Annotated in this window: 34 protein-coding genes and 3 pseudogenes; 16 read left to right on the plus strand and 21 right to left on the minus strand. The window is 63.0% G+C overall.

The annotated features are described in order from the left end of the window. A partial coding sequence (locus tag RHBS_RS07465) for an iron ABC transporter permease (RefSeq protein ID WP_128645267.1) occupies positions 1-769 on the plus strand: 769 nt, incomplete at its 5' end. Further along, a complete protein-coding gene (locus RHBS_RS07470) occupies positions 766-1,554 on the plus strand; it encodes an ABC transporter ATP-binding protein (RefSeq protein ID WP_121871669.1) in 789 nt (262 codons plus the stop codon). The genes RHBS_RS07465 and RHBS_RS07470, both read left to right, overlap by 4 nt. A 79-nt stretch (positions 1,555-1,633) precedes the next feature. On the opposite strand, the gene RHBS_RS07475 is transcribed toward RHBS_RS07470, so the two are convergent. Beyond that, on the minus strand, positions 1,634-2,104 hold the full coding sequence (locus tag RHBS_RS07475) for a nuclear transport factor 2 family protein (RefSeq protein ID WP_183130323.1): 471 nt from the start codon (positions 2,102-2,104) through the stop codon (positions 1,634-1,636). A gap of 60 nt (positions 2,105-2,164) precedes the next feature. Between RHBS_RS07475 and RHBS_RS07480 the strand changes: the two genes are divergently transcribed. The 3 genes from RHBS_RS07480 to RHBS_RS07490 all read left to right on the plus strand — a co-directional run bounded on the left by RHBS_RS07480 (position 2,165) and on the right by RHBS_RS07490 (position 3,669). Beyond that, the gene (locus RHBS_RS07480; RefSeq protein ID WP_121871670.1) at positions 2,165-2,533 is read left to right on the plus strand and encodes a glyoxalase; all 369 of its coding nucleotides are present in this window, start codon (positions 2,165-2,167) and stop codon (positions 2,531-2,533) included. Positions 2,534-2,689: 156 nt separating this feature from the next. Then, the gene (locus RHBS_RS07485) at positions 2,690-3,241 is read left to right on the plus strand and encodes a tetratricopeptide repeat protein (protein ID WP_187298411.1); all 552 of its coding nucleotides are present in this window, start codon (positions 2,690-2,692) and stop codon (positions 3,239-3,241) included. Beyond that, entirely contained in the window at positions 3,238-3,669 is a 432-nt protein-coding gene (locus RHBS_RS07490) for a PPOX class F420-dependent oxidoreductase (protein ID WP_121871672.1), read from the plus strand. The genes RHBS_RS07485 and RHBS_RS07490 overlap by 4 nt, the downstream gene beginning before the upstream one ends. An 82-nt stretch (positions 3,670-3,751) precedes the next feature. Here the strand turns inward: RHBS_RS07490 and RHBS_RS07495 are convergent, their stop codons facing one another. Both RHBS_RS07495 and RHBS_RS07500 read right to left on the minus strand, forming a co-directional pair. Next, the gene (locus tag RHBS_RS07495; protein WP_121871673.1) at positions 3,752-4,207 is read right to left on the minus strand and encodes a DUF3237 domain-containing protein; all 456 of its coding nucleotides are present in this window, start codon (positions 4,205-4,207) and stop codon (positions 3,752-3,754) included. A 1-nt stretch (position 4,208) separates the two neighbouring features. Continuing rightward, positions 4,209-4,736: a phenolic acid decarboxylase gene (locus RHBS_RS07500; RefSeq protein ID WP_121871674.1), complete on the minus strand. Its 528-nt coding sequence runs from the start codon at positions 4,734-4,736 to the stop codon at positions 4,209-4,211. Between the two features lie 59 nt (positions 4,737-4,795). Between RHBS_RS07500 and RHBS_RS07505 the strand changes: the two genes are divergently transcribed. Further along, positions 4,796-5,239: a MarR family winged helix-turn-helix transcriptional regulator gene (locus RHBS_RS07505; RefSeq protein WP_121871675.1), complete on the plus strand. Its 444-nt coding sequence runs from the start codon at positions 4,796-4,798 to the stop codon at positions 5,237-5,239. Positions 5,240-5,342: 103 nt separating this feature from the next. Here RHBS_RS07505 and RHBS_RS07510 read toward each other — a convergent pair whose 3' ends face one another. The 4 genes from RHBS_RS07510 to RHBS_RS30325 form a co-directional block, all read right to left on the minus strand. Continuing rightward, positions 5,343-5,837, minus strand: a complete 495-nt coding sequence (locus RHBS_RS07510) for a hypothetical protein (protein ID WP_121871676.1) — start codon at positions 5,835-5,837, stop codon at positions 5,343-5,345. Between the two features lie 160 nt (positions 5,838-5,997). Next, a complete protein-coding gene (locus RHBS_RS07515; protein WP_121871677.1) occupies positions 5,998-6,867 on the minus strand; it encodes a helix-turn-helix domain-containing protein in 870 nt (289 codons plus the stop codon). 88 nt (positions 6,868-6,955) lie between these two features. Continuing rightward, the gene (locus tag RHBS_RS07520) at positions 6,956-7,603 is read right to left on the minus strand and encodes a transcriptional regulator (RefSeq protein ID WP_237669078.1); all 648 of its coding nucleotides are present in this window, start codon (positions 7,601-7,603) and stop codon (positions 6,956-6,958) included. After that, positions 7,579-7,824: a helix-turn-helix transcriptional regulator gene (locus RHBS_RS30325; protein WP_237669079.1), complete on the minus strand. Its 246-nt coding sequence runs from the start codon at positions 7,822-7,824 to the stop codon at positions 7,579-7,581. The genes RHBS_RS07520 and RHBS_RS30325 overlap by 25 nt, the downstream gene beginning before the upstream one ends. A gap of 129 nt (positions 7,825-7,953) precedes the next feature. On the opposite strand from RHBS_RS30325, the gene RHBS_RS07525 reads away from it, so the two are divergent. Next, positions 7,954-9,027, plus strand: a complete 1,074-nt coding sequence (locus tag RHBS_RS07525; protein WP_128645269.1) for an aldo/keto reductase — start codon at positions 7,954-7,956, stop codon at positions 9,025-9,027. 12 nt (positions 9,028-9,039) lie between these two features. Here RHBS_RS07525 and RHBS_RS07530 read toward each other — a convergent pair whose 3' ends face one another. The 3 genes from RHBS_RS07530 to RHBS_RS07540 are packed head-to-tail and all read right to left on the minus strand — an operon-like array spanning position 9,040 to position 10,981. Then, positions 9,040-9,501, minus strand: a complete 462-nt coding sequence (locus RHBS_RS07530; protein WP_183130324.1) for a GNAT family N-acetyltransferase — start codon at positions 9,499-9,501, stop codon at positions 9,040-9,042. Beyond that, positions 9,498-9,866: a cupin domain-containing protein gene (locus RHBS_RS07535; RefSeq protein WP_121871680.1), complete on the minus strand. Its 369-nt coding sequence runs from the start codon at positions 9,864-9,866 to the stop codon at positions 9,498-9,500. Before RHBS_RS07535 ends, RHBS_RS07530 begins: the two co-directional genes overlap by 4 nt. Before the next feature lie 2 nt (positions 9,867-9,868). Beyond that, positions 9,869-10,981 (minus strand): hypothetical protein, encoded by a 1,113-nt coding sequence (locus tag RHBS_RS07540; RefSeq protein ID WP_121871681.1) that lies wholly within the window; start codon positions 10,979-10,981, stop codon positions 9,869-9,871. 197 nt (positions 10,982-11,178) lie between these two features. Between RHBS_RS07540 and RHBS_RS07545 the strand changes: the two genes are divergently transcribed. Next, a complete protein-coding gene (locus tag RHBS_RS07545) occupies positions 11,179-11,904 on the plus strand; it encodes a haloacid dehalogenase type II (RefSeq protein ID WP_121871682.1) in 726 nt (241 codons plus the stop codon). 134 nt (positions 11,905-12,038) lie between these two features. Here RHBS_RS07545 and RHBS_RS07550 read toward each other — a convergent pair whose 3' ends face one another. The 3 genes and pseudogenes from RHBS_RS07550 to RHBS_RS07560 form a co-directional block, all read right to left on the minus strand. Next, positions 12,039-12,464: a hypothetical protein gene (locus RHBS_RS07550; protein ID WP_128645270.1), complete on the minus strand. Its 426-nt coding sequence runs from the start codon at positions 12,462-12,464 to the stop codon at positions 12,039-12,041. A 50-nt stretch (positions 12,465-12,514) separates the two neighbouring features. After that, positions 12,515-12,964 (minus strand): hypothetical protein, encoded by a 450-nt coding sequence (locus RHBS_RS07555; protein WP_121871684.1) that lies wholly within the window; start codon positions 12,962-12,964, stop codon positions 12,515-12,517. A gap of 34 nt (positions 12,965-12,998) precedes the next feature. Beyond that, a pseudogene (locus RHBS_RS07560) lies at positions 12,999-14,120 on the minus strand (Cmx/CmrA family chloramphenicol efflux MFS transporter). Between the two features lie 217 nt (positions 14,121-14,337). Between RHBS_RS07560 and RHBS_RS07565 the strand changes: the two are divergent. Further along, entirely contained in the window at positions 14,338-14,967 is a 630-nt protein-coding gene (locus RHBS_RS07565; RefSeq protein ID WP_121871686.1) for a hypothetical protein, read from the plus strand. A gap of 139 nt (positions 14,968-15,106) precedes the next feature. Further along, a complete protein-coding gene (locus RHBS_RS07570) occupies positions 15,107-15,451 on the plus strand; it encodes a hypothetical protein (protein WP_237669082.1) in 345 nt (114 codons plus the stop codon). 4 nt (positions 15,452-15,455) lie between these two features. Here RHBS_RS07570 and RHBS_RS07575 read toward each other — a convergent pair whose 3' ends face one another. From RHBS_RS07575 to RHBS_RS07585, 3 genes are all read right to left on the minus strand, one after another. Further along, positions 15,456-15,668: an oxidoreductase gene (locus RHBS_RS07575; RefSeq protein WP_121871687.1), complete on the minus strand. Its 213-nt coding sequence runs from the start codon at positions 15,666-15,668 to the stop codon at positions 15,456-15,458. A 16-nt stretch (positions 15,669-15,684) separates the two neighbouring features. Then, the gene (gene mraY / locus RHBS_RS07580; RefSeq protein WP_121871688.1) at positions 15,685-16,755 is read right to left on the minus strand and encodes a phospho-N-acetylmuramoyl-pentapeptide-transferase; all 1,071 of its coding nucleotides are present in this window, start codon (positions 16,753-16,755) and stop codon (positions 15,685-15,687) included. A 113-nt stretch (positions 16,756-16,868) separates the two neighbouring features. Then, a complete protein-coding gene (locus RHBS_RS07585; protein WP_237669083.1) occupies positions 16,869-17,696 on the minus strand; it encodes a helix-turn-helix transcriptional regulator in 828 nt (275 codons plus the stop codon). 45 nt (positions 17,697-17,741) lie between these two features. Here RHBS_RS07585 and RHBS_RS07590 point away from each other — a divergent pair, with 45 nt between their 5' ends. Together RHBS_RS07590 and RHBS_RS07595 are read left to right on the plus strand one after the other, a co-directional pair. Continuing rightward, positions 17,742-18,119: a VOC family protein gene (locus RHBS_RS07590; RefSeq protein WP_121871689.1), complete on the plus strand. Its 378-nt coding sequence runs from the start codon at positions 17,742-17,744 to the stop codon at positions 18,117-18,119. 19 nt (positions 18,120-18,138) lie between these two features. Continuing rightward, positions 18,139-18,525 carry a VOC family protein gene (locus tag RHBS_RS07595; RefSeq protein ID WP_121871690.1) on the plus strand — a complete coding sequence of 129 codons (387 nt, stop codon included), beginning with the start codon at positions 18,139-18,141 and terminating at the stop codon, positions 18,523-18,525. Between the two features lie 4 nt (positions 18,526-18,529). On the opposite strand, the gene RHBS_RS07600 is transcribed toward RHBS_RS07595, so the two are convergent. From RHBS_RS07600 to RHBS_RS07610, 3 genes and pseudogenes are all read right to left on the minus strand, one after another. Next, complete coding sequence (locus tag RHBS_RS07600) at positions 18,530-19,054, minus strand: DUF664 domain-containing protein (RefSeq protein ID WP_121871691.1); 525 nt, start codon at positions 19,052-19,054, stop codon at positions 18,530-18,532. Positions 19,055-19,058: 4 nt separating this feature from the next. Continuing rightward, positions 19,059-19,412 (minus strand): PLD nuclease N-terminal domain-containing protein, encoded by a 354-nt coding sequence (locus RHBS_RS07605; protein WP_121871692.1) that lies wholly within the window; start codon positions 19,410-19,412, stop codon positions 19,059-19,061. A gap of 101 nt (positions 19,413-19,513) precedes the next feature. Then, positions 19,514-20,132: pseudogene (locus RHBS_RS07610) on the minus strand (LysE/ArgO family amino acid transporter). Positions 20,133-20,239: 107 nt separating this feature from the next. Between RHBS_RS07610 and RHBS_RS07615 the strand changes: the two are divergent. Beyond that, positions 20,240-21,061: a LysR family transcriptional regulator ArgP gene (locus RHBS_RS07615; RefSeq protein WP_237669084.1), complete on the plus strand. Its 822-nt coding sequence runs from the start codon at positions 20,240-20,242 to the stop codon at positions 21,059-21,061. Between the two features lies 1 nt (position 21,062). On the opposite strand, the gene RHBS_RS07620 is transcribed toward RHBS_RS07615, so the two are convergent. Then, positions 21,063-21,467: a hypothetical protein gene (locus RHBS_RS07620; protein ID WP_121871695.1), complete on the minus strand. Its 405-nt coding sequence runs from the start codon at positions 21,465-21,467 to the stop codon at positions 21,063-21,065. A gap of 127 nt (positions 21,468-21,594) precedes the next feature. Between RHBS_RS07620 and RHBS_RS07625 the strand changes: the two genes are divergently transcribed. Continuing rightward, positions 21,595-21,921 (plus strand): hypothetical protein, encoded by a 327-nt coding sequence (locus tag RHBS_RS07625; RefSeq protein WP_121871696.1) that lies wholly within the window; start codon positions 21,595-21,597, stop codon positions 21,919-21,921. Here RHBS_RS07625 and lat read toward each other — a convergent pair. Next, complete coding sequence (gene lat, locus RHBS_RS07630) at positions 21,918-23,246, minus strand: L-lysine 6-transaminase (protein WP_121871697.1); 1,329 nt, start codon at positions 23,244-23,246, stop codon at positions 21,918-21,920. The genes RHBS_RS07625 and lat overlap by 4 nt on opposite strands. Positions 23,247-23,370: 124 nt before the next feature. Here lat and RHBS_RS07635 point away from each other — a divergent pair. Together RHBS_RS07635 and RHBS_RS07640 are read left to right on the plus strand one after the other, a co-directional pair. Next, positions 23,371-24,905 (plus strand): annotated as a pseudogene (locus RHBS_RS07635) (aldehyde dehydrogenase family protein). A 16-nt stretch (positions 24,906-24,921) separates the two neighbouring features. Beyond that, a partial coding sequence (locus RHBS_RS07640; protein ID WP_145977487.1) for a hypothetical protein occupies positions 24,922-25,287 on the plus strand: 366 nt, incomplete at its 3' end.

Consider the following 25,287-nt stretch of genomic DNA (forward strand, 5'->3'; position numbering starts at 1 on the left):
CATCATGCAATCGCTGCTGCGCAATCCCCTGGCCGACCCGTTCGTGCTGGGTATCTCGTCGGGCGCATCCACCGGTGCCGTCGTCGTCGCAGTGCTCGGCGTCGGTGGCGGCGCACTGTCGCTGTCCACCGGAGCGTTCGCCGGAGCGCTGCTGTCGTTCGTGCTGGTGATGCTGCTCGCCGCAGGTGCGGGCGGCGGCAACGACCGCGTCGTACTCGCGGGAGTGGCTGGTACACAGCTGTTCTCGGCTCTGACGTCGTTCATCGTCATCTCTTCGGCCGATGCCGAACAAACCCGGGGAGTGCTGTTCTGGCTGCTCGGCTCTTTGAGCGGCGCCGACTGGACAGACGTGGCACTGTGCGGTGCTGTGGCACTGCTTGGAATGGTGGTGTGCCTGTTCAACACCTCGGCCCTCGATGCCTTCACCTTCGGGCACGACGCGGCCGCATCCCTCGGCGTTCCGGTGAAATATGTGCGAATCCTGTTGCTGGTCATCACCGCAGTGATCACCGCCGCCCTCGTCAGTGCCGCCGGAGCCATAGGATTCGTAGGCCTGGTTCTTCCGCATGCCGCCCGATTCCTCGTGGGAGCGCGCCACCGAAGACTGCTCCCGACGACGGTGGTGATGGGCGCGATCTTCATGGTCTGGGTCGACACCATCGCCCGAACGGTGTTCGCACCGCAGGAAATTCCAGTCGGAGTGGTCACGGCACTGATCGGTGTGCCGGCCTTCGCACTGATTCTCTTTCGGCTACGGAGATCTCGATGACACTGCACGCGACGGACATTCGATGGACCCGCGGTGGACACCCGATCCTCGACGGCATCAGCTTCGAGCCGGAACCCGGCGAGACCATCGGCCTGATCGGACCCAACGGCTCGGGCAAATCCTCGCTACTGCGCATTCTCGCCGGCATCGTCGCCCCCGACAGCGGCGACGTGCTGCTCGACGGAGACAACCTGCGAACATTGCGTCGACGCCGCATCGCCAGACGCGTGGCAATGGTCGACCAACACTCCGACACCGACGTCGACATCAGCGTCCGCGATGTCGTCCGCCTCGGCCGCATCCCCCATCACGGCATCCTCGGCGGCGACGCATCCGACGACGACGCCGCGATAGCGCAGGCACTCACCGACACCGCCATGGCATCGAAAGCCGGCCGACGATGGCACACCCTCTCCGGCGGCGAACGCCAACGAGTCCAGATCGCCCGCGCCCTCGCCCAACAACCCACCGAACTACTTCTCGACGAGCCGACCAATCACCTCGACATCCAACACCAACTCGACATCCTCACCCTCGTCGCAGGCCTACCCCTGAGCAGCTACATCGCCCTGCACGACCTCAACCTCGCCGCCATGTTCTGCAACCGCATCATCGTCCTGAACAACGGCGCCATCGTGGCATCGGGAACCCCGAACGAAGTGATCACCGAACACCTGGTGCGCACGGTATACAACGTGCACGCCAGCGTGACGAATGCCGACAACTACCCACAGGTGACCTATCGCCGCCCCACCCCTTCCGACCCTGGAGTCCACTCGATGTGACATTGACCCCCGAAAAGGCCACTGAACGTCACATTGAGTACCGGCGGAACGCACAGTGTCACGCCGGGGCCGGCGGGATCTAGAGTTGCCGCAGTTTCTTCTCGAATGCGTCGATGCGAGTGGTGTCCTCGAAGAAGTCTTCCTGCGAGATGATTTTCCCCCAGCTCGTGCGGACCAGGAGCACGGTGCGATTGTTGTAGATCTGGGTGCCGTCGGCTGCGTGGGCTCGGTCGTCGAAGCGGGCGAGCAGGGTCATTCGCCAGGGTGCGCCGCCGCTGTAGATTTCGGTGATCTGGCCTTGGATACCGGCTGCGACGAGGTCCTGGAAGAATCTTTCGATGGCTGCGCGACCGCGGTGGGTGCCCGACCAGCGGCTGTCTCCCTCGGCGAACTTGAGCACAGCGTCTCGGTGGAAGGACGACAGCAGCGGTCGGTAGTTGCCGTTGTTCAGTGCTTCGATGTCTCGCTGCAGCTTGAGTGTCAGCGCTCGCATCAGCAGGAGCTTGAATGCGAAGGCCGTCGAGATGCCGGCCAGAAATCTCAGTTGCATGCCCATACGTTTGCCTACCGTTCACCGGCGTGTCAATCGAGTCGGCGGTACGTTCGGTCGATGATTCATCATGTGCAGGTCGCGTGTCCGGCGGGTGGCGAAGACCGCGAGAGGGAGTTCTACTCGGGTGCTCTCGGCTGGGAGGAGATTCCGAAGCCGCCGCTGTTGGCCGTCCGCGGCGGCTGTTGGTTTCGGGTGCCGGGCCTGGGTGGTCCCGATGGTGAGGTCCATATTGGCATCGAGGACGACTTTCGTCCGGCAGTGAAGGCGCACCCGGCTTTTGTCACCGACGTCGATGCGACCGCTGTGGCGTTGACGTCTGCCGGCTACCCGGTGAACTGGGCCGACCCCGAGGAGATCCCGGGTCGCAGACGGTTCCATACCCGTGATGGAGTGGGCAATCGCATCGAATTCGTGGCAGCTCGATAGCTGTCGAGTGTCATCGTTGCGCCAAGAGTCGACCTTCTGAATATCCGGGTCAGGTGGTTCAAGTATCGAAGACGATGCATGTGTTGAAAGACGCAGCGGTGGCGGCAGGCCGGGGCATCGTGGACGATCGACTTCATGCAGAGTTGGGATGATCGAATGGCGGAATTCTGGCGCGACGCGGACGATACAGATCCCGTTCGTATGCGGATTCAGATCGACCAATTGCTCTCCTCTGCACAGTGTTCCGATGCCCGTGGATTGTTCGAGCGAGCTTCCCTGGAAGACTTCCTGGGCGAAGAATCCGCGGCCGTCCCGCTGTACGAGGCATCGTTGTCCCACGGGCTCGATGTCGACAGGGAGAACCAGGCTCGGATTCAACTGGCGAGCTCGCTCCGCAACGTAGGCCGACAGGACGACGCGTTGCGAGTGCTCGAGGAGTTCGAGTTCTCGACCGATTACTTGTCTGCGCGAGATGCATTCGTGGCACTCGCATTGTGGGACAAGGGGGGACGGTGCGCAGGCATTGCGGAACGCACTGCACGCGGCAGATCCGGCGCTGGGGAGATACCGTCGAGCAATCGGGGCCTACGCGGCGGAGTTGTTCAACGACAGACAACCGTGAGGTCGGAACGGAACAATCGAGTCGTCGACGGCGTTCTCGGTAGAAGTTCGTGCACGCTTGTTTCGACGACCGAGGAGAAGCCATGACCGCGAGCTCTTACGATCCACATGCGCTTCTCGAGCAGAGCCGAATCGGCGTGCTCGCCACCATCAAAGCCAGCGGAATGCCGCAGCTCTCGCCGGTGACACCGTTCTACGACCTGGCAGCCGGCACCATCACCATCTCGGTCACCGACGGGCGAGCGAAAACGGCGAATCTGCGCCGAGACCCTCGTGCCGCGCTCGAAGTGACCAGCGCCGACGGCACAGCATGGGCAACGGCCGAAGGAACCGTCACCCTCACCGGCCCGGGATCGTCACCCGACAGCCCCGAAGTCGATGCTCTGGTGGACTACTTCCGCGCCGCAGCGGGTGAACACCCCGATTGGAACGAATACCGAGCAGTCATGGTCGCTGATCGACGAGTACTGATGACCATCTCGGTGACACACGTCTACGGCCAATCGATTGCCTGATCCCCCTGCCAGTCCACTCGATGTGACATTGACTGCCGAAAAGTCCACTGAACGTCACATTGACTGCGCGGAATCGCATCGGTCACGTGACCTGATAGATGTCCAGCTCCACGGAGTTCGGTAATCGCTGGCCGGACCCGATGAATATCCGCTCGCTCATCCACCGGAGTCTGTTCGCGGCGGAGGACAGTCTGGGTTGACTACGGAAGTAGATGCGATCGGCGGGCACGTCTTCTCCGCGGATCAGTGCGTCGATGTCTGCGCGGGTTCCGCTTCGGATACCGGTGTTGTGAACAGATATTCGTTCGCCCGCATCGGTCTCGAGTGCGTATCGGGCATCGAGTTCGGTAAGAGTGGCGGTCCGAAGTATCTGGTTATCGGCACCGCCGGGGAGAATGATGCCTTTCATCAAGGGGCCCTCAACGGTCCCGCCGAGAATCGGGACGAGACGGCGATGCCCATCGGATACCTGGCCCAGGTCGATCGGCTCGCCTACTGTCACGGACAGATGTGCGATGAAGGTCAGGTCCGGCTGCATGTCAGTTGGTCCTGTCGGCGAATCCGTCGGGAAGATCCGCGGGAGCCACGGCCACGATGCTCTCGTCGTCTACGCCGACGTACTCGAACAGGGTGATGGTGGCGAATTCTGGAACCACATAGATGGGGTAAGTCGGGCCCGCGTCGCGGTAGGCGCGCATTCGGTCTAGGTGATCGTTCTGAAAGAGAACAGTTTTGGTTCCGTCGAGTTCGATCCACTGCGGGAAGAAGATCGTGCCGTGCAGGCGCCGCTTGCCGGGAATGACGTTGACGACGACGGATGTCCCAGTGGGCTCGTTCCATGAGATCTTGTAGACGTCGTCGTCGAGTTGGACCAGATCGACTTGCTGGTCCTTGACCCATCGGCCACCGACCATGCCGGTGTGGATGCGGTAGTCGATCGTCGTGGCGTTTTTGACGTACATCTCGTACTGCCACTTGTTCGCGTACGTGTAGATGAATCGGTGGCCGACGATGCCGCTGAGGTCCTGATTCGGGACCGGATTCTGTACCGAGGTGTCTGTATTCATAAGGCCATTTTGTCACAAAACTATGTTTGCGGCAAAACTACATGTGAGATCATCGAACGATGCACTCCTCCGCGATCGAACTCGGGCGACAACTGGGGCCGCTGCGACGCTCGTTGCTCCGTGCGACCCGCGAGGCCGCGGACTTGCCGGACCTCCCGGACTCGCACGTCGAAGTGATGAGGGCCCTAGCCGATAAGCCGTCGATGAGCCCCGGAGTCCTCGCCGCACATCTCAACCTCGCCCGTTCCACCGTCAGTAACCTGATCAAGGCAATGGTCGACGCGGGTCTCGTCGAACGATCGATCTCGTCGAACGACCTCCGGGGAGCCAACCTGACGGCGTCGCCGAAGGCCCTCCGTCTCCTCAACGAATACGACGCAGTCAGCTCGCAGGTGCTATCGGACGCACTCGACGAGCTGACCGAGGACAGCCGTCGAGCACTCTCTGCGGCAATCCCTGCTTTGACCGACATCACGGAAATCCTCTCTCGCCGATCGTCCTGAGCTCTCGGCTCGGTCAACCGAAAGTCCACTCGATGTGACATTGACTGCCGAAAAGTCCACTGAATGTCACATCGAGTACCCGCGAGGGACTCCGTAGTTGGAGTCAGGCAACAGTGGTCATGTCGCGCACCAATCGAGGTGTGCGCAGCTGACGAACAGTCGAAAACCAACTGCGTGCGGGATAAGAAAGTCTGACGACGAAGTAGTTGACGAACTCGATGACTCCGAGGAGCCACACCGCAACGACAGCGAGAGCCGCACCGATCCCGGCGGGAAACCATACGACGATGCCCACCAACCCGCCAGCCAGCAACGCGACGTCGACGATTCGACATACCCGGTACACCCCGCGGAGGAAGACGGGCATCGGGTGGTGTTCTACCCAGGAACGCGCCAGCAGCCAGTAGATACCCGCTTGTACGAGCACGATCAGCAATGGGACAAGGGCGGACCACAACGCGAGACGGTCCTGCTGGTCGTCGAGCCTCGGTATCGCCATGGTGAGGGCGACCGCCAGGAAGACAGCTGCTGCGGCAAGCTCGCCGAGCCCCAGCGACAGATATCGCCGACGCAGCGCCTCGCGTCGACCGGCCAACATGCCGTCAGACTACCGAGCACGGCGGCCGAGACCGATCGGCCGTGCGCTGGTCTCCCTCCGGCAGTCCACTCGATGTGACATTGACCCCCAAAAAGGCCACTGAATGTCACATTGAGTGGCCATGGAAGGCGGGGCGGGGAGGGGAAGGAGTGAGGGACGGCTATCGAGTTCGTTGGACTGGAATCCAGAGTTCTCCCGCTCCCGAGGTCCAGTCGGGGGAGGCTTCGGTGACGGTCAGGATTTCCGGCCCCGGGATCACTTCGTAGGGGTTGGAGGGGAACCATTCGCTGAAGGCGTCGGCCCAGAGTTGTTGGAGTGCGGGGGCGAGTGCGGTGTCGCTGCTCGTCTCGAACACCGCCCATGTCGATGCGGCCACGGCGAGGGTGTCCCAGTCGGATGTTCCAGCCAAAGTGCTTGCAACTGCGAAGTAGTAGTCGAAGAGGCTGCCGTCTTCGCGTTCGGGCTCGAAGCCGTCGCTGACGAAGAGGATGTCGGGGAGTTCGGGCAGGTCGGCGAGTTCGCGCAACTTTTCGCCGGTTCCGGGGGCGAGGCTTCGGTGGAATTCGGTCATGGCGGTGTTCTCGCCGTGAAACCGGAGTGGGATTCGGGTGGTTCTGCCGACGATGTGGAATGCGGGCAGGTCGGTGATGCGGTATCGCATGGTGCTTCGTCCTTCTATGGTCAGGTGAAATGTCACTGCTTGTCTGGAACTGAGGATGGCTCCGGGTCGGCGTGCTCGAGATGGTGTGATGCCGTGGAGGTCTCGGAAGGCGCGGGTGAATGCGTCTGCGGTGTACCCGTATTTGCTCGCAACGTCGAGTACGCCCTGTCCGTCGAGAATGTCGGCTGCTGCCAGTGTCATTCGGCGTTGTCGGATGTAGTGCGACAGCGGTAGTCCAGCCAGTGCCGAGAACACGCGTCGGAAGTGGTACTCCGATGTGAGGGTGATCCGGGCGAGCTCGCTCGGATCGATCTCGCGGCCGAGATTGTTCTCGATGTAGTCGAGTGCTGCGTTCCATCGTTCGAGCATGTGCCGGTGACCTTCCTTTGTTCTGCCCGAAACGATAGGAGCACTGCACCGATGGAGTCTCGACTTTGCGTGCCGCGAAAGGTCGGATTCAGATCGTGCGTAGGTGCCGCTGCTTCCGATGAGAACGGAAACGGCCGAGTTCGTCCAGCGCAGACCGAGATTGCGCATCGGCAGGCCGGTAGACGATCAACCGCAGGTCCGGGTCGCCGAGTGGCGTGAGAACATCGAATGTCACGGTCACCGGTCCAACGAGCGGATGATGCATGGGTTTGTCTCCCCGGCTGCGCACCGACACTTCTCGGGACTGCCAATAGCGGGAGAATTCTGCGCTGCCTCGCTCGAGTTCGTCGATCAAGGCCGCGAGTTCGGCGTCGTGTGAATGGTTCACCCAGGCGGCACGCAGGTCGGCAACTGCACCGCGGACCACATCGTCGCGCGCATCGTAGAAGCCGTCGAACCGGCTGTCCAGGAAACACATTCGTAGAACATTCCGCTCCGACGCCGGACGTTCGTCGATGTCGAGAAGCAGCGCGGCCATGGTCTCGTTCACGGCGAGGATGTCGAGTCGGTGGTTGAGCACCATCGCCGGCAGCGGACCGATGTCGTCGATCAACGCTCCGATGCCGGCGGGCACCTGCTGGGTGGCGGGTCGCTCGGGTGCGCGATGACCTGCGAGGGTGAACAGGTAGCCGGTCTGATCAGCGGACAGTTTCAGTGCGTTCGACAGTGACTGCACCACCTGGCGGATGGCCGAACATCACGTGCCTGCTCGAGCCGTACGAGATAGTCGACGCTCACACCGGCCAGCGTTGCGACCTCCTCACGTCTCAGACCGGGCGTGCGTGACGCTCCTATCCGAGGTGGCAGGCCGACGTCCGACGGCGCGAGCGCCTCGCGTCGGGCACGCAGAAATGCGGCCAGCTCGTGCCGACCTCGCTGCGGTGGCGTCGTATTCACTCATCCAGGGTAGGCCAGTTCAGCGTGATCAGCCTGGTATCGCTCGTCCCAGGAAGAACACATCCTTCCCGCGGCTCTATGCATCTGTGACCGTGATCGAGGTAGACGAATCGAGGAGGGGGACAGGACATGACGCGCATGGACGACTATCGATTGCTCGGACGCTCGGGACTGCGGGTATCACCATTGTCGTTGGGAACCATGACATTCGGCGACGCCTGGGGGTGGGGTGCCGACGAGAAGGACTCGAAACGCATCTTCGACGCGTATCTCGATGCCGGGGGCAACATGGTCGATACCGCCAACATCTACACCGACGGCCAATCGGAACGGTATCTCGGCGAGTTTCTCCGTGGCCGACGTGACTCGGTCGTCGTCGCGACCAAGTATGCGGCGACGCGTGAACCTTCGGATCCCAATGCCGGCGGGGGCGGCAGAAAGAGTCTTCGTGGATCCGTCGAGGCGAGTCTGAAGAATCTCGGGACGGACTACATCGATCTGCTGTACCTGCACGCGTGGGACGGTGTGACTCCGAGCGACGAGGTCATTTCTTCGCTCGGCGAGCTGGTCCGATCGGGAAAGGTTCTCTATCTGGGCATTTCGGATACGCCAGCGTGGCAGGTCGCGCGCATGCAGACCATTGCCGACATGAGGGGCCGGCCGTCGTTCGCGGCCCTTCAAGTGGAATACAGCCTGATCGAAAGAACCACCGAACGTGAATTGCTGCCCATGGCAGCAGATCTTGGGCTCGGCGTGGTTCCCTGGGCACCGCTCGGCGGCGGAGTGCTGACCGGAAAGTACACCGCTGCGGACCTCGCGACTCCGGGTTCCGATGCGCCGGCCGGAACTCGACGTGATCATGCGAAGGCGAACGGGACGCTGACCACGCGGGGGCTCGCAATCGCGGACGCCGTCGTCGAGGTCGCTCGCCAACTCGGCGTGACTCCTGCTCAGGTGGCTCTGGCGTGGACGCTTCGGCATCCGTCCGTCGTCAGCTCGTTGATCGGTGCGCGCACTCCGGAACAGTTGCAGCAGAACATCTCTGCCCTCGATGTGACCTTCGACGAATCCCACCTCGACACACTGCACGAAGCCAGCGATATCGACCTCGGGTTCCCGCACGAGTTCCTGATGAGACCCATGGTGCGCGGCGTCACCACCGGCCGTTCCACGGTTCGGCCCCGTCCCATCAGGACCTGGTGAACCGTAGAATCGCTACTTCGGAGGACATCGAAAGATCATGGGATCACCGTCGTCGACGAGGGTGAATCCGGCACGCTCGAGCACCCGACGTGAGGCACTGTTCGCCGGATACACCTGCGCGGCCATCGGGGGACCATACGTGTGATCCTGCGCAAGGTCGAGCAGTTCGCCGGCGTAGCCACGACCCCATTCGGCCGGATGCACCCAGTACCCGACCTCGATGTGGTCCGAACGTCGAATCAGACTGAGCAAGCCGACTGGATGTCGATCCTCGTCGGTGCCGATGAACCACCTGGGCATGTCCGGCGCTCGGATGTTCTCAGGGTTCAGGGCACGTAGAAACCGTCCATCGAAATAGCATCTACTCCAGGGTTTTCCATCGCCGACCCATCGAACGACATCGGGGTCAGAAGCCATCGAGAAGAGGAAGTCGGCGTCGGACGGGACAGCAGGGCGCAGCTGTAGCCGCGTCACAACTCGTGGAGCTGGGAAGTCATCTCCCCACCCACATCCCCGGTGTTGACGGTGCCCGATCGCTCGAACAGTAGAGCGGAGACTTCTTCGACGGCTTTGGGGCAGTGTTCGACGCCCGCTGGGACCACGTACACGTCTCCGGGGCCGAGAACGACATCGCGGTCGCGAAGCTGGATGGTGAGTTCTCCGCTGTGGACGAAGAACATCTCGTCGGTGTCGGGGTGTGTGTGCCAAACGAATTCCCCGAGCAACTTGACGACTTTGACGTCATAGTCGTTGACGCTGACGAGTCGATGAGGCTGCCAGGGCTTCTCGATCGCATTCAGCGCGTCGGCGACCTTGCGTACCGCGTCGTCCTTGCGCATATTCACAGGTTCTGCCTTTCATCGTCAGCTGATCGACTGTCACGAGGAACTCTACCGTCGATCAGCTCGGATGAAGGGCCGATGTGAACAGCTCGATAGACTCTGTCGCGCAGTAGATTTGCCTCACCGTCGGTCATCGTGCGACCGATCGGCCGCAGCGTCATGCGGATCGACGCATTGACTTGGTCGGCATCGAGGCCGACTCGGACGCGGGCGGCATCGGGCAGATCGTCATAGTGTGTGATGGAGAGTAGCTCCACGGATTCGAGTAGTTCGCCGTCGACGCTCCGGTGAACCACGACGGAAATGTCGCGGCGGATGGTCGACACCGGGCGCCACGGTTCGAGGTCGAGCAGCTGTTCTCGAATACGCGGATCTTCAGTGCGGAGAAGTCGGATGTCGTCCAGCCCTTTGTGCAGCATCAACGCGCGGTCCAACCCCATTCCGAGTGCGAGGCCGGACCACCGATCCGGGTTGAGGTCACTGCGCTGCAACAACTCTGACGAGATCAAGCCGCATTCGGCGAGCTCCATCCAGGCGTCGCCCACGCGCACGTCGATCTGGTAGCCACCCCGGGTGTACGGATGGTCCGCCTGCACTGCCCTCCACTGGGCGTCCGGCAGGACCGAACGGACAACGGACTCGATCATCGCCATCAGATCCACGTCGGTGACGCCCGGACGGGACACCACGCGCCACAGATCGACTTGATGAGGCGCACCGACGTGCATGCGGTCGATGGCGTCGCGTCGATATACGAGGCCGGGCAGAACGAGAAGCCGATCGACGTCCGATGCGTCGTCCATCTGCTCGAGTATCCATGGGATGTATGCGGATGTGTGACTGCGCAGCATCACGTCGGGACCGATGTAGCGCGAGTACCGTCGGTCACGGGTGACGGCATCGGCGTCGAAGCCTAGCTTGTCGTAGTTGTCCTGCACGGGTACGACGGCACTGAGCCGTAGAACCTCGGTGTCCGTGTTCCACGTGCGTGTGAGATTCTCGACCACAGCGGTCAACAAGAGTTGCATCGCGTGTGCGCCCTGGTTCGGATCGGTCAGGTCGCGTATCGAGAGATCCTGAATCAGTTGGGAATTGGAGATATAGCTGGTCATGTGAGGGTCCTTTGCCGATCGACGGATGGGATTTCCTCGACCGAGTCGGACGTCCGGACTTCAGCTGTGCACTGGGCTGCCCTGACGACCGACACACGGTCGTGGGCAGATAAAGGGCAGTAGGCTGCTCATGATCTGGAGACGGTATCGGCACGAACAGTCGTCCGCCATCGAATTTCGCAAGGAGGCCCGGCCACATGAATCTCGCCGACTACGACGTCCTGAGCTTCGATTGCTACGGAACGCTGATCGATTGGGAAGCCGGCATTCTCGAGGTGCTCAGGCCATGGGCGCAGCAGGCCGGTTCGCCGTTGTCCGATGACGAGCTTCTCGAGCTGCACGGCGTCAACGAAGCTCAGGCGCAGCGGGATTCGCCCTCTGCGCTGTACCCTCGGATACTCGCCGACGCCTTCACACGGACCGGTGGCGAGTTGGGAATATCTGTCTCGGCCGAATGGGCGGACAGGCTCGGGGCGTCCGTTCCGGACTGGCCGGCATTCGAGGACTCGGCCGACGCGTTGTCGTCCCTCGGCGAGAGCTACAAGCTCGTCATCCTGTCCAATGTGCATCGCGACGGCTTCGCAGGTAGCAACCGCCGGCTCGGCGTGCAGTTCGATGCCATCGTCACCGCCGAGGACGTCAAGGCCTACAAACCGGCCGACAACCACTTCGACGCGCTCGACGGAGTCCTCGAGACGTTGGGCGTTCCACGGTCACGACTACTCCATGTTGCGCAGAGCCTGTTCCACGACCACGTGCCGGCGAAACGGCACGGCATCGCTTCGGTGTGGATCGATCGGCGGCACGATCGCCCCGGATGGGGAGCAACGCCGGAGCCGTCCGAGGAATACAGTGTCGACTTCGAGTTCCCGAGCATGGCCGCATTCGCAGCAGCGGCCCGCGAGGCTCGTTCGGATGCGTAAGGTCTCCACACTGATCGGCTTCCCACTGGAGCGCATCGAGTCTATCGGCAGAGCACCGCGTCGAGTGAAGTACGCGTTCGTCGCCGGCAGTCGACAGTACTCGGTGGCCCTGGGCCGCGGACGAAACCCTGACTTCAGGGTTGTTGTCCGCGAACTGAATTCGAGCGTGAACGGAGCAGAATCAGCACGCCGAGACCCGCCAGTACGACGAGTTGTCCCAATACAACCGGCGCGGGAAGGAGCAGCAGATCCCAACCCGACGCCGATGGCCGCGTCGACCATATGACGACGGCGACTACTCCGACGGTGGTTGCGAGGTGGCCGATGGCCATGAGTACGAAGGGAAGCTTCCGGGTCGAAGAACGAACCAGCATGCCGAGACCGACCAGAGCACCGAGAATCGACGTGACGATGGCGATCACGGCCGGTAGGACGACCATGATCTCGAAAAGCGGCCCGGTCTCGATGATTCCGATCGTCGCCAGCTGCGCGGCGGCGTACAAGGCGATCGACGCCGAGCAGGCGACCGAGATGGTCGAGATACCAACGAGTGCTCGCACAGCCGACAGTCTCACACGCGAGGGCGGAGGCGACCCGACGCGCCTGATCGTCACCAATGCCAGGCGTCGCCTCCGACGTTCCGGATTGTTCGTTGCAGGACTTCGATGGTGGTCACGAAGTCTGCCGCACTGATGCCGTTCATTCGCTCCTCCTGCAGCATGTTCTGGAGATCGGCTGCGCGCCGGAAAGTGTCACGACCGTCCGGGGTGAACTTCAGACGCGAATTCGATTCCACGATCCAATCTTTGGAACGCGCGGAGTCGATGGCATCGACAATTGCTTCCGGGGTGTCGTTGTGCCCGATCTTCTCGATCGTCTCGGCGCGATCGGCTCCCGCGGGATGCAGTGAGATCTGGTGTAGTAGCCACCATTCGGGTTGTGTGACGCCGATTTCGTGGAGCGCACCGCGGGTCCGGGTTCGAATGGCTTCCCCGGCTCGCGCGGTCCAGAACCCGATCGGCTGAAGCTCGGGCGGTTGCATCGGTCTGCTCGTTGTCATGAAGTAGACCCTAAAACCTGAACCGAGCTTCAGGTCAAGAGCGAGTCAGGATCAGCGCCACTGCCACCAACGCTGCACTGACGGCGAGTGGTCCAACCGTGCCGAGGGTGGAGCCGTATGCCCATCCGCCGAGGGCCGGGCCTGCGGCCGCACCGACATTCAGGCTCGCTGTTGCGAATGAGCCCGACATGGTCGGTGCGTGGACTGCTGTGCGCATCACCTGACCGACCAGGGTGCTTCCTAGGGCGAACGACAAACCGCCTTGAACGAACGCAAGCAGTAGAACAGCCGTCGGCAACTGCGCCAGGAGACCGAAGCAGCACCAGCCGCCGAGAAGTGCCAGGCCGCCGACCGAGACGATCCGGGAAGCGTATCGGTCCGCGTACTTCCCAGCGGCCCACACTCCGCACAGAGCGCCGGCTCCGAAAAGTGCAAGCACCAGGGGAACCGATGCCGGACGCAGTTCTGTGCGTTCGGTGACGATCGGAGCCAGGTAAGTGAACGAACAGAATGTGGCACCGTTGATCAGAGCACAGAGAGCGAGGACGCGGATCAGCGAACGGTTCCGCAAGGCAGTGCATTCGGTTGTCAGCGAGATGTCTGCTCGATGGGTCCTGCGGTCAGGTGCGGCGATGGCCACGGCGATCAATGCGGGTGCCGAGAGCAACGCTATTGCCCACAGAGCCGCGCGCCAGTCGAGAAGTGTTCCGACCAACGTGCCGGCCGGTACGCCGAGAACCAGTGCGAGTGTTGTGCCGGCGAGGATCATTGCGACTGCCCGCGAGATCCGGTCGGGTGTCACCAACGCCGTGACCGTCGCCAAGGTGACCGCAAGGAAGCCCGCGTTGGCGAATGCTGCGACGATCCGGGAAACGAACAGGACCGCGTAACTTGTTGTCGTTGCACCGATCACGTGCATGGCAATGAAGACAACCAAGAAGGCAGTCAAGGCGAGACGGGTGGTAGGCGTCGTGTAGCAACAGCATCGTGGGGGCACCGACGACCATGCCGACAGCGAAGGCCGATGTCAGCAACCCCGCTGAGGCACAGTGGTGTCGAGGTCGGCGGCGATGTCGGGTAGCAGCCCGGCCAGCAGGAACTCGGAAGTCCCCTGGGCGAAAACTGCGGTGGCAAGCAAGAATACGAGCGGTGGCATGAATGTGCTCCGAATGTGCGACGGGTCCTGGACAGTTGGACCGGCACACGGGTGCTCACCGAGTGGTTCGTAGTCGAGCGCGTCTGGCTTCTCGAGCTACCGGGGTGCCGGTAGCTCTGATCTGGATGCCTCGGGCGAACTCACCGACACACCGTAACGCGAGTTCTCCTCCGATGCCACCGAGTTCCCTTCGGATCTCGTGGGTAGAGTCCCGACCGTGGACAGCCCATCGGGGAAGAAGCTGGTCGCCGTGCTCGCCGCTGTCGGTGCCTCGACAGGCGCTGCCGCAGCGGTGGTCTGGCATGTCGCCGTAGCCGATCCGCAGGAGCTGGGCGTGACCAACATTCGGCCGAGTTGGTTCCCGATGACGCTCTATCTCGTCGCAGCGGGACTGGCGGTGGGTCTGGTGGTGGCCTCGTTTCTGGTCGATTCGGGTCTGCGCATCGTCCAGGATCGTCAGCGCAGCCGATTCCACCTGTTCGCATTGTTGATCGTCGTGGGTGCGGCACTGGGAGCGGGCAGTGCACTCGCCTGGACGCATTGGCCACCGCAACCAACCGAAGCCGCGTCGAATTGGTCGTGGGAGCATCCGTTGAGTATCGAGATCAACTCGCCTCCTGCAGCTGACTTCGGCTGGACGTCGATTGGTAGTTCAGTGTCGGACACATACGTCTCGGACACGTCGTACATCACACGAGTTGACGAAGCATCGTCTTTCACCCCCACCATCGGCGATCCGTGGTTGGTGTTTCCGGTCGGCGGTGTGCTTGTTGCTGCGTTGGCGGCATTCACTCTGTCGCTGAGGGATTTTCGACTGGTCGTCGTGTCTCGTTCCGAGTCCGATTGAATCGGGGGTGTAACGAGATCGTCGAGCGAACCGACCACCTGGTGTGACCACATCGAAGCGTCTTCGTCGCCTGGCCTTCATATCGACTGCTCTTGTCGCGACCGCGTGTTGGGCTGCTCCAGCGGCGTCGGCGGAGGTCGTGAGCCTCGATATCCTGCCCGGGCTCAGTTCCGGTCCCACAACGCAGTTCGGGGTGGGGTGCACATATCTCGTCGTGGCTCGGACCGACACACTGAGCGGCCCGCGGGTCGATATCCAGGACTACACGAACGAGTCGGTCATGTTCCCCGAGGAACTGGCGTGGAACGTCGATCCGTACTTCAGCACGCCGGTAGTTCTCGGCCACAAATTCACGCTGTGGACCCCGACTGCACCGGGCGAGCACTCGTTGGTGGCCTACGAAACGTCAGCGGGCGGCCCGATTCGCACTGTCACCGTCAACCCGGCCACTCCGCTCGGACCGGGCTGCATCGTCGCGCCCTGAGGCGCTACTCGTCAGTGCGTAGTTCGTCGACCAGTGCGAACAGTCGTCCCAGGTAGTCGCTGTGGAAAACCTCCGTCGCACGGATTTTGGCGTCTCCGTCGAGACCGAATTGAAGGTTGACGAGTTCGACCCCGATGGCGACGCGTCGAGCATCGAGATCTTCCAGCTCGGCGGCGAGTGCGTCGACCTTGGCAACCGGAGACAGTTCGTCAGTCATCCCAGAATCGTAGAGGTCAGCCGACGGCCGCGAGGAACTCGCTGTAGAACAACCCCAGCCCCAGTGCCGACGCGATGGCAGCGAACAACCACAGTCGGATGATGACCGTTGTTTCCGCCCAGCCTGCCAGCTCGAAATGGTGGTGGATCGGTGCCATTCGGAACGGCCGCTTGCCCGTGCTCTTGAACGACGCGACCTGGATGACGACGGACGCAACTTCGGCCACGAACAGGGCTCCGAAGACGAGGGCGATCAGCTCGGTCTTGCTGACGATCGACAGGCCTGCGAGCAGTCCGCCGAGGGCGAGGGAGCCGGTGTCGCCCATGAAGATCTTGGCCGGAGCGGCGTTCCACCAGAGGAATCCGATGCAGGCACCGGCGGCCGCGGCGCAGACGACGGCGAGGTCGAGTGGATCGCGCACCTGGTAGCACCCGGCGACGGAGTTGGTGGCGCAGGATTGCCGGTACTGCCAGAACGTCATCACCGTGTACGCGCCGAGGACGAGTGTCATCGAGCCCGCCGCCAACCCGTCGAGACCGTCGGTGAGGTTGACCGCGTTGGACCACGCGACGACGAGGAAGACACAGAACAGCACGAAGACGATCGGGGCCATGGTGAAGAACGTGGATTGGCGCACCAGCGACAGTTCGACATTGCCCGGCGTCAGCCCGTTCCCATTGCGGAACTGCAGCGCCAGCACGGCGAAGATGACCGCTGCACTGATCTGCCCGACGTATTTGCCGGTGGCCTTGAGTCCGAGGCTTCGCTTCATGCGGAGCTTGATGTAGTCGTCGAGGAATCCGACGACGCCGAGTGCCGTCGCGAGAGCGAGTATCAACAACGCCGAAGCCGACGGTCCATCGCCGCCCATCGTGACCAGGTGGGAGCCGAGGTAACCGGCCCACAGGCCGACGATGATCGCGACGCCGCCCATCGTCGGCGTTCCTCGCTTGGCGTGGTGACTTGCCGGACCTTCGACGCGGATCTCCTGGCCGAAGCCCTGCCGGGTGAACAGCGCGATGAGAAATGGAGTCAACAGAATCGAGACCGCCAACGCGATTCCACCGGCGACGAGAATGTTGATCATGCGTTGAAGCCCACTCTTCCTCTGTGCTGCTGTTCCTCACCGAGATGCTCCTCGAGCACCGCGGGATACTGTGCCAAACGAATCGGTAAAAGTCGCATTGCGTGACGAAGGCGTTACTCAGGTTGGTACGCGCTCGGCGGCATTCCGACCAATTCGGTGAACTCCCGAGTGAAGTGAGCCTGGTCGAACCAGCCGTATCGGGCGGCCAGGTCTGCCAGCGGACCCGAGTAGCCGTTGTCCAGCTCGCTGAGGGCGTCGTGAATCCGATAGCGCCCGAGTACCCATTTGGGCGTCGCTCCGACATAGCGCTCGAACAGCCGTTGCAGTCGACGAGTGCCGATGTCGCACCGCTGTTCCACCTGTGCGACGCGAACCAGCGTCCGGTCGCGCAGCATCGTCGCGATGATGCCCAGGACGGTCTCGTACTCCGGTTCCACGTCACGGGCATAGGGCGCGAGAGCCGAGTCGACGACGGTTCGGCAGTGGTCGGCATCGAGATGTCCACCCAGCTCGGCCAGTGCAGCGACGGTCTCGGACCGGAACGGGGTCGGTGGCGCGACCGAGACGTCTCGCAGGGTTCTTGCCACGGTTCCGGTGAAACTCGCGTAGCCGCCGGGCCGGAACTTGACGCCGAAGACCCACCCGGACTCGGCGAGAACGACGTCGAAACGGCGCGTGAGCACCCCCGTCACGACGACCGGCTCGACGACGCCCTCGCGGGTCCAACCGTGTTCGACGCTCAACGTGCAGGCCGGGTGGGGGAGCGTCGAGCTGCTGTGAGACGTGCCCGACGGCAGAGTCCACTGCAGCTGCCAGTAGTTCTCGACCCACGGTTCCAGGGATGTGGCACACGGCAGCCGTCGAAGGTCGACGAATTTCGCCAGCTTGTCGGGCCGCAGGACACCGGACTGGGTGGTTGTCGCGCTTTTCCTATCCGGCACGCGCGTCAGTGTAGGAGTCTGGTCCGACACAAGGAGGAGAACATCATGACCGAGACACCCGTTGCCACCCTGAAGATGGTCACCCTGGATTGCGCAGATCCCGAGGTCAGCTCCGCGTTCTGGTCGTCGCTGTTGGGTTGGAGCGTCGTCCATGCGGAGAAGGACTACGCGATGCTGCAAGGGCCGAGCAGTGCGCTCGGATTCGGTCGCATCGACGACTATCGGCCTCCGGCCTGGCCCAATGCCAACGGCAGCAAGCAGTTTCACTTCGATCTTGCGGTCGAGGATCTCGACGCCGCGGCGAGTGCGGCAGTGAATCTGGGTGCGACGCTGCCCGAGGACCAGCCGGGTGAGACATGGCGGGTGTTGCTCGACCCGTCAGGGCATCCCTTCTGTCTGACGAATGCCGCGAACTGGGGCTGACAGGTCTAACCTTCTTCCCGTGAACCCTCGCCTCGCAGGAATCGAAATCATTGTCGCCGACATGGCCGCAGCTCTGGCGTTCTACCGTGTTCTGGGACTGGACATTCCGGCCACTGCCGATGTCGAGCAACATGTGGAAGTGGACCTCGGCGGCGTTCGCTTGTTGTTCGACCTGCCGTCGACCATCACCTCGTTCGATCCGACGTGGACGCCGCCCAGCGGGGGCCACCGCGTTGCGCTCGCCTTCGACTGCGGTACCCCCGACGGGGTGGACGCCGCATGGGCAGCGGTGACCGCGGCTGGGTACACCGGTCACCTGCAGCCCTGGGATGCGTTCTGGGGACAGCGTTATGCCGTCGTGCACGACCCCGACGGCACCACCGTCGATCTGTACGCGAACGTCTGAGGCGTCAGCTCTCGGTTTCTTCACCTCTCGGCCCGCCGGCGAGTTCGACAGCGACGTCGAGGTGGCCGAGGTGTCGGGCGTATTCCTGGAGTACATGGAAGCAGATCCAACTCAGAGTCGGCCTTTCATCGGTGAATCGCCCACCGAGAGTGGCCAATTCGTCCATCCGGTGTGAGCTCAGTACCTCTTCGGTGAGGCGGGCACCGTCCTCGAGTCTGCGCAGCAGGGTCTCGGCGTCCGCATCGGAGGGCACATGCCACGACCCGTCCTTCTGGTCACCGAACGGTGCGTCGACTGCGCGGGCGAGGAATCCCCAGACGAACCAGCGCTGCTCCATGTGCACCAGGTGGGTGAGCATCTGCAGTGGGGTCCACTCGGACGGCACTGTCGTGGAGTTCAGGGCATCCTCGCTCAGCGCAGTGATTCGCCGAACCAACTCGCCGCGATAGAAGCGTAGGTACTCGCGAAACAGGTCAGCGGGATCGGAGAGGGCGGAGTTCGGTTCGGGAAAGACGGTCAGCTTGGCCATGGTCTCAATCGTTCTTGCGCTGCTCGCGGGCAATGCGGCGCTGTTCCTCGGCACGCGCGCGGCAACGGCGTAGGAATTCCTCGTCGCTCTCCTGCGATTGGGCAACGGCGCGTCCGGGTCTGGCGTCGTACTCGGGGTAGGCCGACGCGGTCCGGGATGCGCCGCTGCCACCCCAGATGCCGCCGTTCTCGGGCCGGCCGACGAGGAGCCACGCAAGAGACCCGGCGAGCGGCAGAACGATGACGAGCAGCAGCCAGACGATCTTCGGGAGGTGGCGAATTCCCGAGTCGTCGGCGGTGATGACGTCGATCAAGCAGAAGATCGACAGCAGCATGATCAGCAAGCCGAGGTACGGCACGGAAATCCTCCAGGGTTGTCAGACCGTGCGGTCGGTCTTTCGCGACTATCAGATCACTCGTTGTACTGCGGATCAAGTGCTCCGGACGTCAATGTCGTGGTTCAGCCGAAAACCAGCAGAGCAGCCAGGGTCAGCATCATCACTCCGATACCGAGGTCGAGTACTCGCCACGCCGACGGCCTCGCGAACAGCGGACTGAGCACCCGCGATCCGTATCCCAGGGCGGTGAACCACAGCACGCTGCCCAGCATCGCGCCGGCGGCGAACCACCACCGCAGGTCCCCCCGGCTGACGGTTTCCGATCGACCCGAGAAACACCACGGTGTCGAGGTAGACGTGAGGGTTGAGCCAGGTCAGAGCCAGGCACGTGGCGACGGCTGCGATCAGAGAACCCGTTCCCTCCACCTGAGAGGTCATCGCACCCGGCGTTCGGGCGCGGTTCAACGCCAGCAGACCGTAGACGAGGAGAAACAGAGCACCGAGGACGGTCACGACCCGCAGGGCGACGGGAAACCGGTCCACGAGAACGCCGATTCCTGCCACCCCGGCCAGGATGAGCACCGCGTCGGACAGCGCGCACACTGCCACCACGGGCAGTACGTGGGCGCGTTGTAGGCCCTTACGCAGTACGAATGCGTTCTGCGCTCCGATGGCGACGATGAGGGAGAGTCCGACGCCCAGTCCGGTGAGGGTCGATTGTGCGGCGGCAAGGGAGGTCATGACGGCAACGCTAGGAACAAGTTGGGATTAGGTCCAGCGAATGTATTTCAGGAACAATTAGCGTAGCTTCATCTAATGGAGATCGAGCAGCTCAGGGCCTGCGGGCCGTGGTCGACGGCGGGACCTTCGAGGCCGCGGCTCGCGCGCTGTACGTGACGCCGTCGGCGGTGAGTCAGCGCATCAAGTCCTTGGAGCAGTCGCTCGGCCGGACTCTGGTCCAGCGGAGCAAGCCGGTGGTGGCAACCCAATCGGGTGTCGCAGTGCTGCGTTTGGCGCGCCAGATCGACACTCTCACCGAGCAGACTCGGGCAGAACTGAGTGACGACGGTGTCGCTGCGCCCATTTCGATTGCCGTCAATGCGGATTCGATGGCGACCTGGGTATTGCCCGCGCTCGCTCCACTGGCGTCCCAGATGACCTTCGATCTGCATCGACAGGATCAGGACCGGACCGCGCAATTGCTGCACGACGGGATCGTCTCCGCTGCAATAACATCGGTGGCCGACCCGGTTCGCGGCTGCACCGTTCGACGCCTCGGTGCGATGCGCTACCGGCCGTCGGCCACCCCCGAGTTCATCGAACGGTGGTTCGCCGCGGGGGTGACCGCAGAGGCCTTGCGTTCCGCGCCGGTGGTGGTCTTCGATTCCGACGACCGGTTGCAGGACAACTACTTACAGCGATTCGATGTCGAACCACATGAGCCCCCGAGGCATCTGGTGCCGGCGTCCGCGGACTACGCGCGGGCCGTCGACCTGGGATTCGGCTGGGGCATGATTCCCGATCTGCAGGCCCGCGACTCGCTGAAGTGCTTCGACGACAACGGAATCGACGACGTGTTGCTGTACTGGCAGCAATGGTCGCTGTCGTCTGCTGCACTCCAGCGAGCGGCCGACGCCGTGGCAGTGGGCGCCGAGCGAATGCTGTTGTAGTTCACGCGGGGCTGTCGTTCGGGACGATCTCGGGCAGTCCGTCGCCGACCGGATCGAGAACGGCCGCCGATCGGGCACCCCACCGCTCGTGAGCCGACTGCCGCGACATTCCGACGGCCATCCCGATCGTCGCCCACGTTGCGCCCTGAACACGGAGCACCACAACGGTTTCGATGCCGTCCAGGCCCGCTGCCAGTTGCACGCGCAGGCTCAGTAGATGCCACGCGATACTCCGTCGTGCGGGCAGATCGGTCGATTGCTCGGCCTCCCATTCCGGTGTGCCCGGCAGCGGGCCGGTGCCGATGATCTCGTCTGCGATGCTCCCGGCCTCGGTGGCTGCTGCCGTCACGACGGCCCGCGTTGCAGCGGTGATATCTGCCTCGGTTGCGAGGGTGATGGGATCCATGGACTACCTCCTGTGTCAGGAAAAGCCTGACAGCAGAAGGACGTGTTGTCAAGAATTGCCTGACACGGGATTGTGGAGGGGCCGATAATCGCTGTACCCGGCCAGTTTCCGTTGCTATTTTTTGCCGATGACCATTCGCTATCACGTGACCTCGGTGCTCAACCGTGAGTCGATTCGGCGGCACGGACTCGACTGGCGTCGAATGGGTGCCGCTCGCGGTATTGCCGGTAGCCACCAGCCCGAGCAGGAAGGTTGCTTTCTGGCCGCCGATGCGTGGGAACGTGATTGGTTCGTGGGCATGAACAACACAGGTGGACCGGTCGATGTCTGGGAGGTCAGCGGAGTCGAAGACGGTGATCTCGTGCAGTCGCCGGAGAACTTCTACTTCCGTCCAGGCATCATCCCGACGTCACAGATTCGATTGGCGCACAAGGATATCGAGCCCGAGCGCTAGAGCATGCCCAGCACCCGGTCGATGGAGTCGACTGCCTGGGTCAGCTCGGCTTCGGTGATCGTCAGTGCAGGACGGAATCGCACTGCTGCGTCGCCGCAGCCGAGCGCCAGTACATGTTCTTCGGTACGCAACAGTTCGATCACTCGGTCGCGGGTGGAGGCGTCGGGCAGGGAGAAGGCGCACATCAGCCCGCGGCCACGGACCTCGGATACAACTGTGTGTCGAGTTGCCAACTCCTGCAACTGCTTCAGCAGTACCGCGCCGAGTGCTCCGGCTCGTTCGATGAGGTTGTCGGCCTCGACGACTTCCAGGATCCGACGCGACCGCACCATGTCGGTGAGGTTGCCACCCCACGTCGAGTTGATGCGGGAGCTGACAGCGAAGACGTTGTCGTCGATGTCGTCGACGCGACCGCCGGCCATGACGCCGCAGACCTGAACCTTCTTGCCGAAGGCGACGACATCGGGGACGACGTCGAGCTGCTGGAAAGCCCATGCCGTACCGGTCATTCCGGCTCCGGTCTGTACCTCGTCCATGACGAACAAGGCGTCGTACTCGTGGCAGAGCTCGCGCAACTTCTGCAGGAAACGAGGCCGGAAGTGGTGATCGCCGCCCTCGCCCTGGATGGGTTCGATGATGGCGCAGGCGATGTCGTGCGGATTGGCCTCGAACGCCACCCGAGCCGCCGCCAAGGAGGCGTCCTCGAGTTCGTCCATGTTCGCATCGGATCTGATGAAGGGGGACGGGATGCGCGGCCAGTCGAATTTCGGGAAGCGTGCGACCTTGTTCGGGTCGGTGTTGGTCAAAGACATCGTGTACCCCGAACGTCCGTGGAACGCGTGCTCGAGGTGCATGACTTGTGAGCCCAACGACGGATCGATGCCGTGGCGCTCGTTCCAGCGTGACTTCCAGTCGAAGGCGACCTTCAACGCGTTCTCCACCGCCAGTGCGCCGCCCTCGACGAAGAACAGGTGGGGCAGGCGAGCGTCACCGAGGACCCGCGCGAACGTGTCGACGAATCGAGCCATGGGGACGGTGTAGATGTCGGAGTTGCTCGGCTTGTTCATCGCTGCCTGCATCAGATCGGCCCGGAACTCCGAGTCGTCGATCAGCGCGGGGTGGTTCATGCCCAGGGCGTTGGACGCGAAGAACGTGAACAGGTCCAGGTAGCGGGTGCTGTCCCTGGCGTCGACCAGGGTTGCCCCGGTCGAGGCATCGAGGTCCAACACCAGCTCGAAACCGTCGGCCAGTAGGTGTTCACCGATCACCTCGCGAACCGTCGAGGCGTCGATGGTCGCTCCTGTGCGCTGTAATACTTGCGTCATAACGTCGAAGATACGCGTTAAAATTCCGTAAGCAAGTCCATAGAACAGGAAATTATACGGTTGCGACCCTCATCGGTAGGCTGATCTCCGACAGTTCGGTTCTCTTCACGGAAGGTGTACGCGCATGTCTGCATCCATCACCCACGACGAGTTGAGTGTGCGCACTCGCGCGATCCTCGACCGGCTGGGTGCCACGATCGCGCTCGATGCCCCCGCGGGACCCGACGCGATCATCGCGCGGTCGCCGATCACCGGAGGGAACTTGGCGTCGCTGGCGTCGGCTTCGGCGGACGATGTCGAGACCGTCGTAGCCGACGCGCGCACCGCCTTCGTGTCGTGGTCGCAGGTGCCTGCCCCCGTGCGTGGTCAGGTGATCCGGGAACTCGGAGAACTGCTGCGCGTACACAAGGAGGATCTGGCGCGCTGGTGTCCATCGAGGCCGGAAAGATCGTTTCCGAGGGGCTCGGTGAGGTGCAGGAGATGATCGACATCTGCGACTTCGCCGTCGGACTCTCGCGTCAGCTGTACGGCAATACGATCGCCACCGAACGGCCCGGGCATCGGATGATGGAGCAATGGCACCCGCTCGGTGTCGTCGGTGTCATCACTGCCTTCAATTTCCCTGTCGCCGTGTGGAGTTGGAATACCGCTCTCGCACTCGTCGCAGGCGATACCGTCATCTGGAAGCCGTCGGAGAAGACTCCATTGACGGCAGTCGGAGTGCAGGCACTGTTCGAGCGTGCCGCCGCTGCCGCGGGAGTGGACCCCAAGATCGCGCAGCTGGTGGTCGGTGATCGCGCGTCCGGCCAAGCGTTGGTGGACGATTCGCGGGTTGCGTTGGTGTCGGCCACCGGCTCGACGAGAATGGGCCGTGCCGTCGCGCCTCGGGTCGCCGAGCGATTCGGCCGAGTGTTGCTCGAACTCGGCGGAAACAACGCAGCGATCGTGACGCCGTCGGCCGATCTCGATCTGACGACGCGTGGACTGGTGTTCTCGGCCGCCGGAACCGCCGGTCAGCGCTGCACCTCGCTGCGACGCGTCATCGTGCATTCCTCTGTCGCGGACGAACTGGTCGGCAAGCTGGTCGCGGCATACGAGACGCTCTCCATCGGATCTCCCTTGGCCACCGACACTTTGGTAGGTCCACTGATCGATGCCAGCGCCTACGCGGGGTACCAGAAGGCACTCGAGACCGCGATATCCGACGGTGGAACGGTCGTCGTCGGCGGGGAGAGGGTGAATGTGGTCGACGAGTACTCGTTCTACGTTCAGCCCGCGATCGTGACGATGCCCGCGCAGACCGACATCGTCAAGCACGAGACGTTCGCGCCCATCATGTACGTGCTGACGTACGACACCCTCGACGAGGCAATCGCACTGCACAACGATGTGCCACAGGGTCTTTCGTCGTCGATTTTCACCACCGACCTCCGCGAGGCGGAGCGCTTCCTGTCCGCTGCCGGCTCGGACTGTGGCATCGCGAACGTCAACATCGGCCCCTCCGGCGCAGAGATCGGCGGTGCCTTCGGCGGCGAGAAGGAAACCGGTGGGGGCCGTGAATCCGGTTCGGACGCGTGGAAGGCCTACATGCGGCGAGCTACGAACACGGTCAACTACTCGAACGAACTGCCCCTGGCACAGGGAGTGAAGTTCGGCTGACGGCATGATCGACAGTATGAAAGTACTGTCGATGCTCCTGGCCGGGCTGACCGTCGGCTATGCGATCGGTGATATCCGACCCTTCGACTCCCTGCTGAGCAGCACGGCCGAATTCGGTTCACTGGCAACGATCGTCAACGGGCTCACCGTCCTCGCGCTGACCGCGTGCCTGACCAGCGTCGCGCTCGCGCGTTCGAGTGCGCGCGGTGTGCTCGTCGTGGCGATCGGAGCAGTACTCGTCGTCCTGTTCCGGACAGTGGGCATGGTGACCGGAATGTTCGGCGACTGGGCCGGCGCAGTGGGAGCAGGCGCCCTGCTCGGCGCGTCCGCCGTACTCGCGGGGCGGCATCGCGGAGCGCAGGTATCGCTGGCCGTCGCCGCA

It is taken from the genome of Rhodococcus sp. BS-15, assembly GCF_000813105.1.
In the GTDB taxonomy this organism is placed as follows: Bacteria; Actinomycetota; Actinomycetes; order Mycobacteriales; family Mycobacteriaceae; genus Rhodococcoides.

Bases quoted from the DNA above. Each gene is read 5' to 3' on its own strand.
- RHBS_RS07495 (WP_121871673.1), bottom strand. From the start codon at position 4,207: ATGCAGCCGGACCTGACCTTCATCGCACATCTGTCCGTGACAGTAGGC.
- RHBS_RS07540 (WP_121871681.1), bottom strand. From the start codon at position 10,981: ATGACCAGCTATATCTCCAATTCCCAACTGATTCAGGATCTCTCGATA.
- mraY (WP_121871688.1), bottom strand. From the start codon at position 16,755: ATGATCAACATTCTCGTCGCCGGTGGAATCGCGTTGGCGGTCTCGATT.
- RHBS_RS07470 (WP_121871669.1), top strand. From the start codon at position 766: ATGACACTGCACGCGACGGACATTCGATGGACCCGCGGTGGACACCCG.
- RHBS_RS07515 (WP_121871677.1), bottom strand. From the start codon at position 6,867: ATGCTCGAACGATGGAACGCAGCACTCGACTACATCGAGAACAATCTC.
- RHBS_RS07620 (WP_121871695.1), bottom strand. From the start codon at position 21,467: ATGGATCCCATCACCCTCGCAACCGAGGCAGATATCACCGCTGCAACG.
- RHBS_RS07480 (WP_121871670.1), top strand. From the start codon at position 2,165: ATGATTCATCATGTGCAGGTCGCGTGTCCGGCGGGTGGCGAAGACCGC.
- RHBS_RS07475 (WP_183130323.1), bottom strand. From the start codon at position 2,104: ATGCAACTGAGATTTCTGGCCGGCATCTCGACGGCCTTCGCATTCAAG.
- RHBS_RS07505 (WP_121871675.1), top strand. From the start codon at position 4,796: ATGCACTCCTCCGCGATCGAACTCGGGCGACAACTGGGGCCGCTGCGA.
- RHBS_RS07500 (WP_121871674.1), bottom strand. From the start codon at position 4,736: ATGAATACAGACACCTCGGTACAGAATCCGGTCCCGAATCAGGACCTC.
- RHBS_RS07555 (WP_121871684.1), bottom strand. From the start codon at position 12,964: ATGACAACGAGCAGACCGATGCAACCGCCCGAGCTTCAGCCGATCGGG.
- RHBS_RS07625 (WP_121871696.1), top strand. From the start codon at position 21,595: ATGACCATTCGCTATCACGTGACCTCGGTGCTCAACCGTGAGTCGATT.
- RHBS_RS07525 (WP_128645269.1), top strand. From the start codon at position 7,954: ATGACGCGCATGGACGACTATCGATTGCTCGGACGCTCGGGACTGCGG.
- RHBS_RS07545 (WP_121871682.1), top strand. From the start codon at position 11,179: ATGAATCTCGCCGACTACGACGTCCTGAGCTTCGATTGCTACGGAACG.
- RHBS_RS07600 (WP_121871691.1), bottom strand. From the start codon at position 19,054: ATGGCCAAGCTGACCGTCTTTCCCGAACCGAACTCCGCCCTCTCCGAT.
- RHBS_RS07490 (WP_121871672.1), top strand. From the start codon at position 3,238: ATGACCGCGAGCTCTTACGATCCACATGCGCTTCTCGAGCAGAGCCGA.
- RHBS_RS07485 (WP_187298411.1), top strand. From the start codon at position 2,690: ATGGCGGAATTCTGGCGCGACGCGGACGATACAGATCCCGTTCGTATG.
- lat (WP_121871697.1), bottom strand. From the start codon at position 23,246: ATGACGCAAGTATTACAGCGCACAGGAGCGACCATCGACGCCTCGACG.
- RHBS_RS07510 (WP_121871676.1), bottom strand. From the start codon at position 5,837: ATGTTGGCCGGTCGACGCGAGGCGCTGCGTCGGCGATATCTGTCGCTG.
- RHBS_RS07535 (WP_121871680.1), bottom strand. From the start codon at position 9,866: ATGCGCAAGGACGACGCGGTACGCAAGGTCGCCGACGCGCTGAATGCG.
- RHBS_RS07575 (WP_121871687.1), bottom strand. From the start codon at position 15,668: ATGACTGACGAACTGTCTCCGGTTGCCAAGGTCGACGCACTCGCCGCC.
- RHBS_RS07590 (WP_121871689.1), top strand. From the start codon at position 17,742: ATGACCGAGACACCCGTTGCCACCCTGAAGATGGTCACCCTGGATTGC.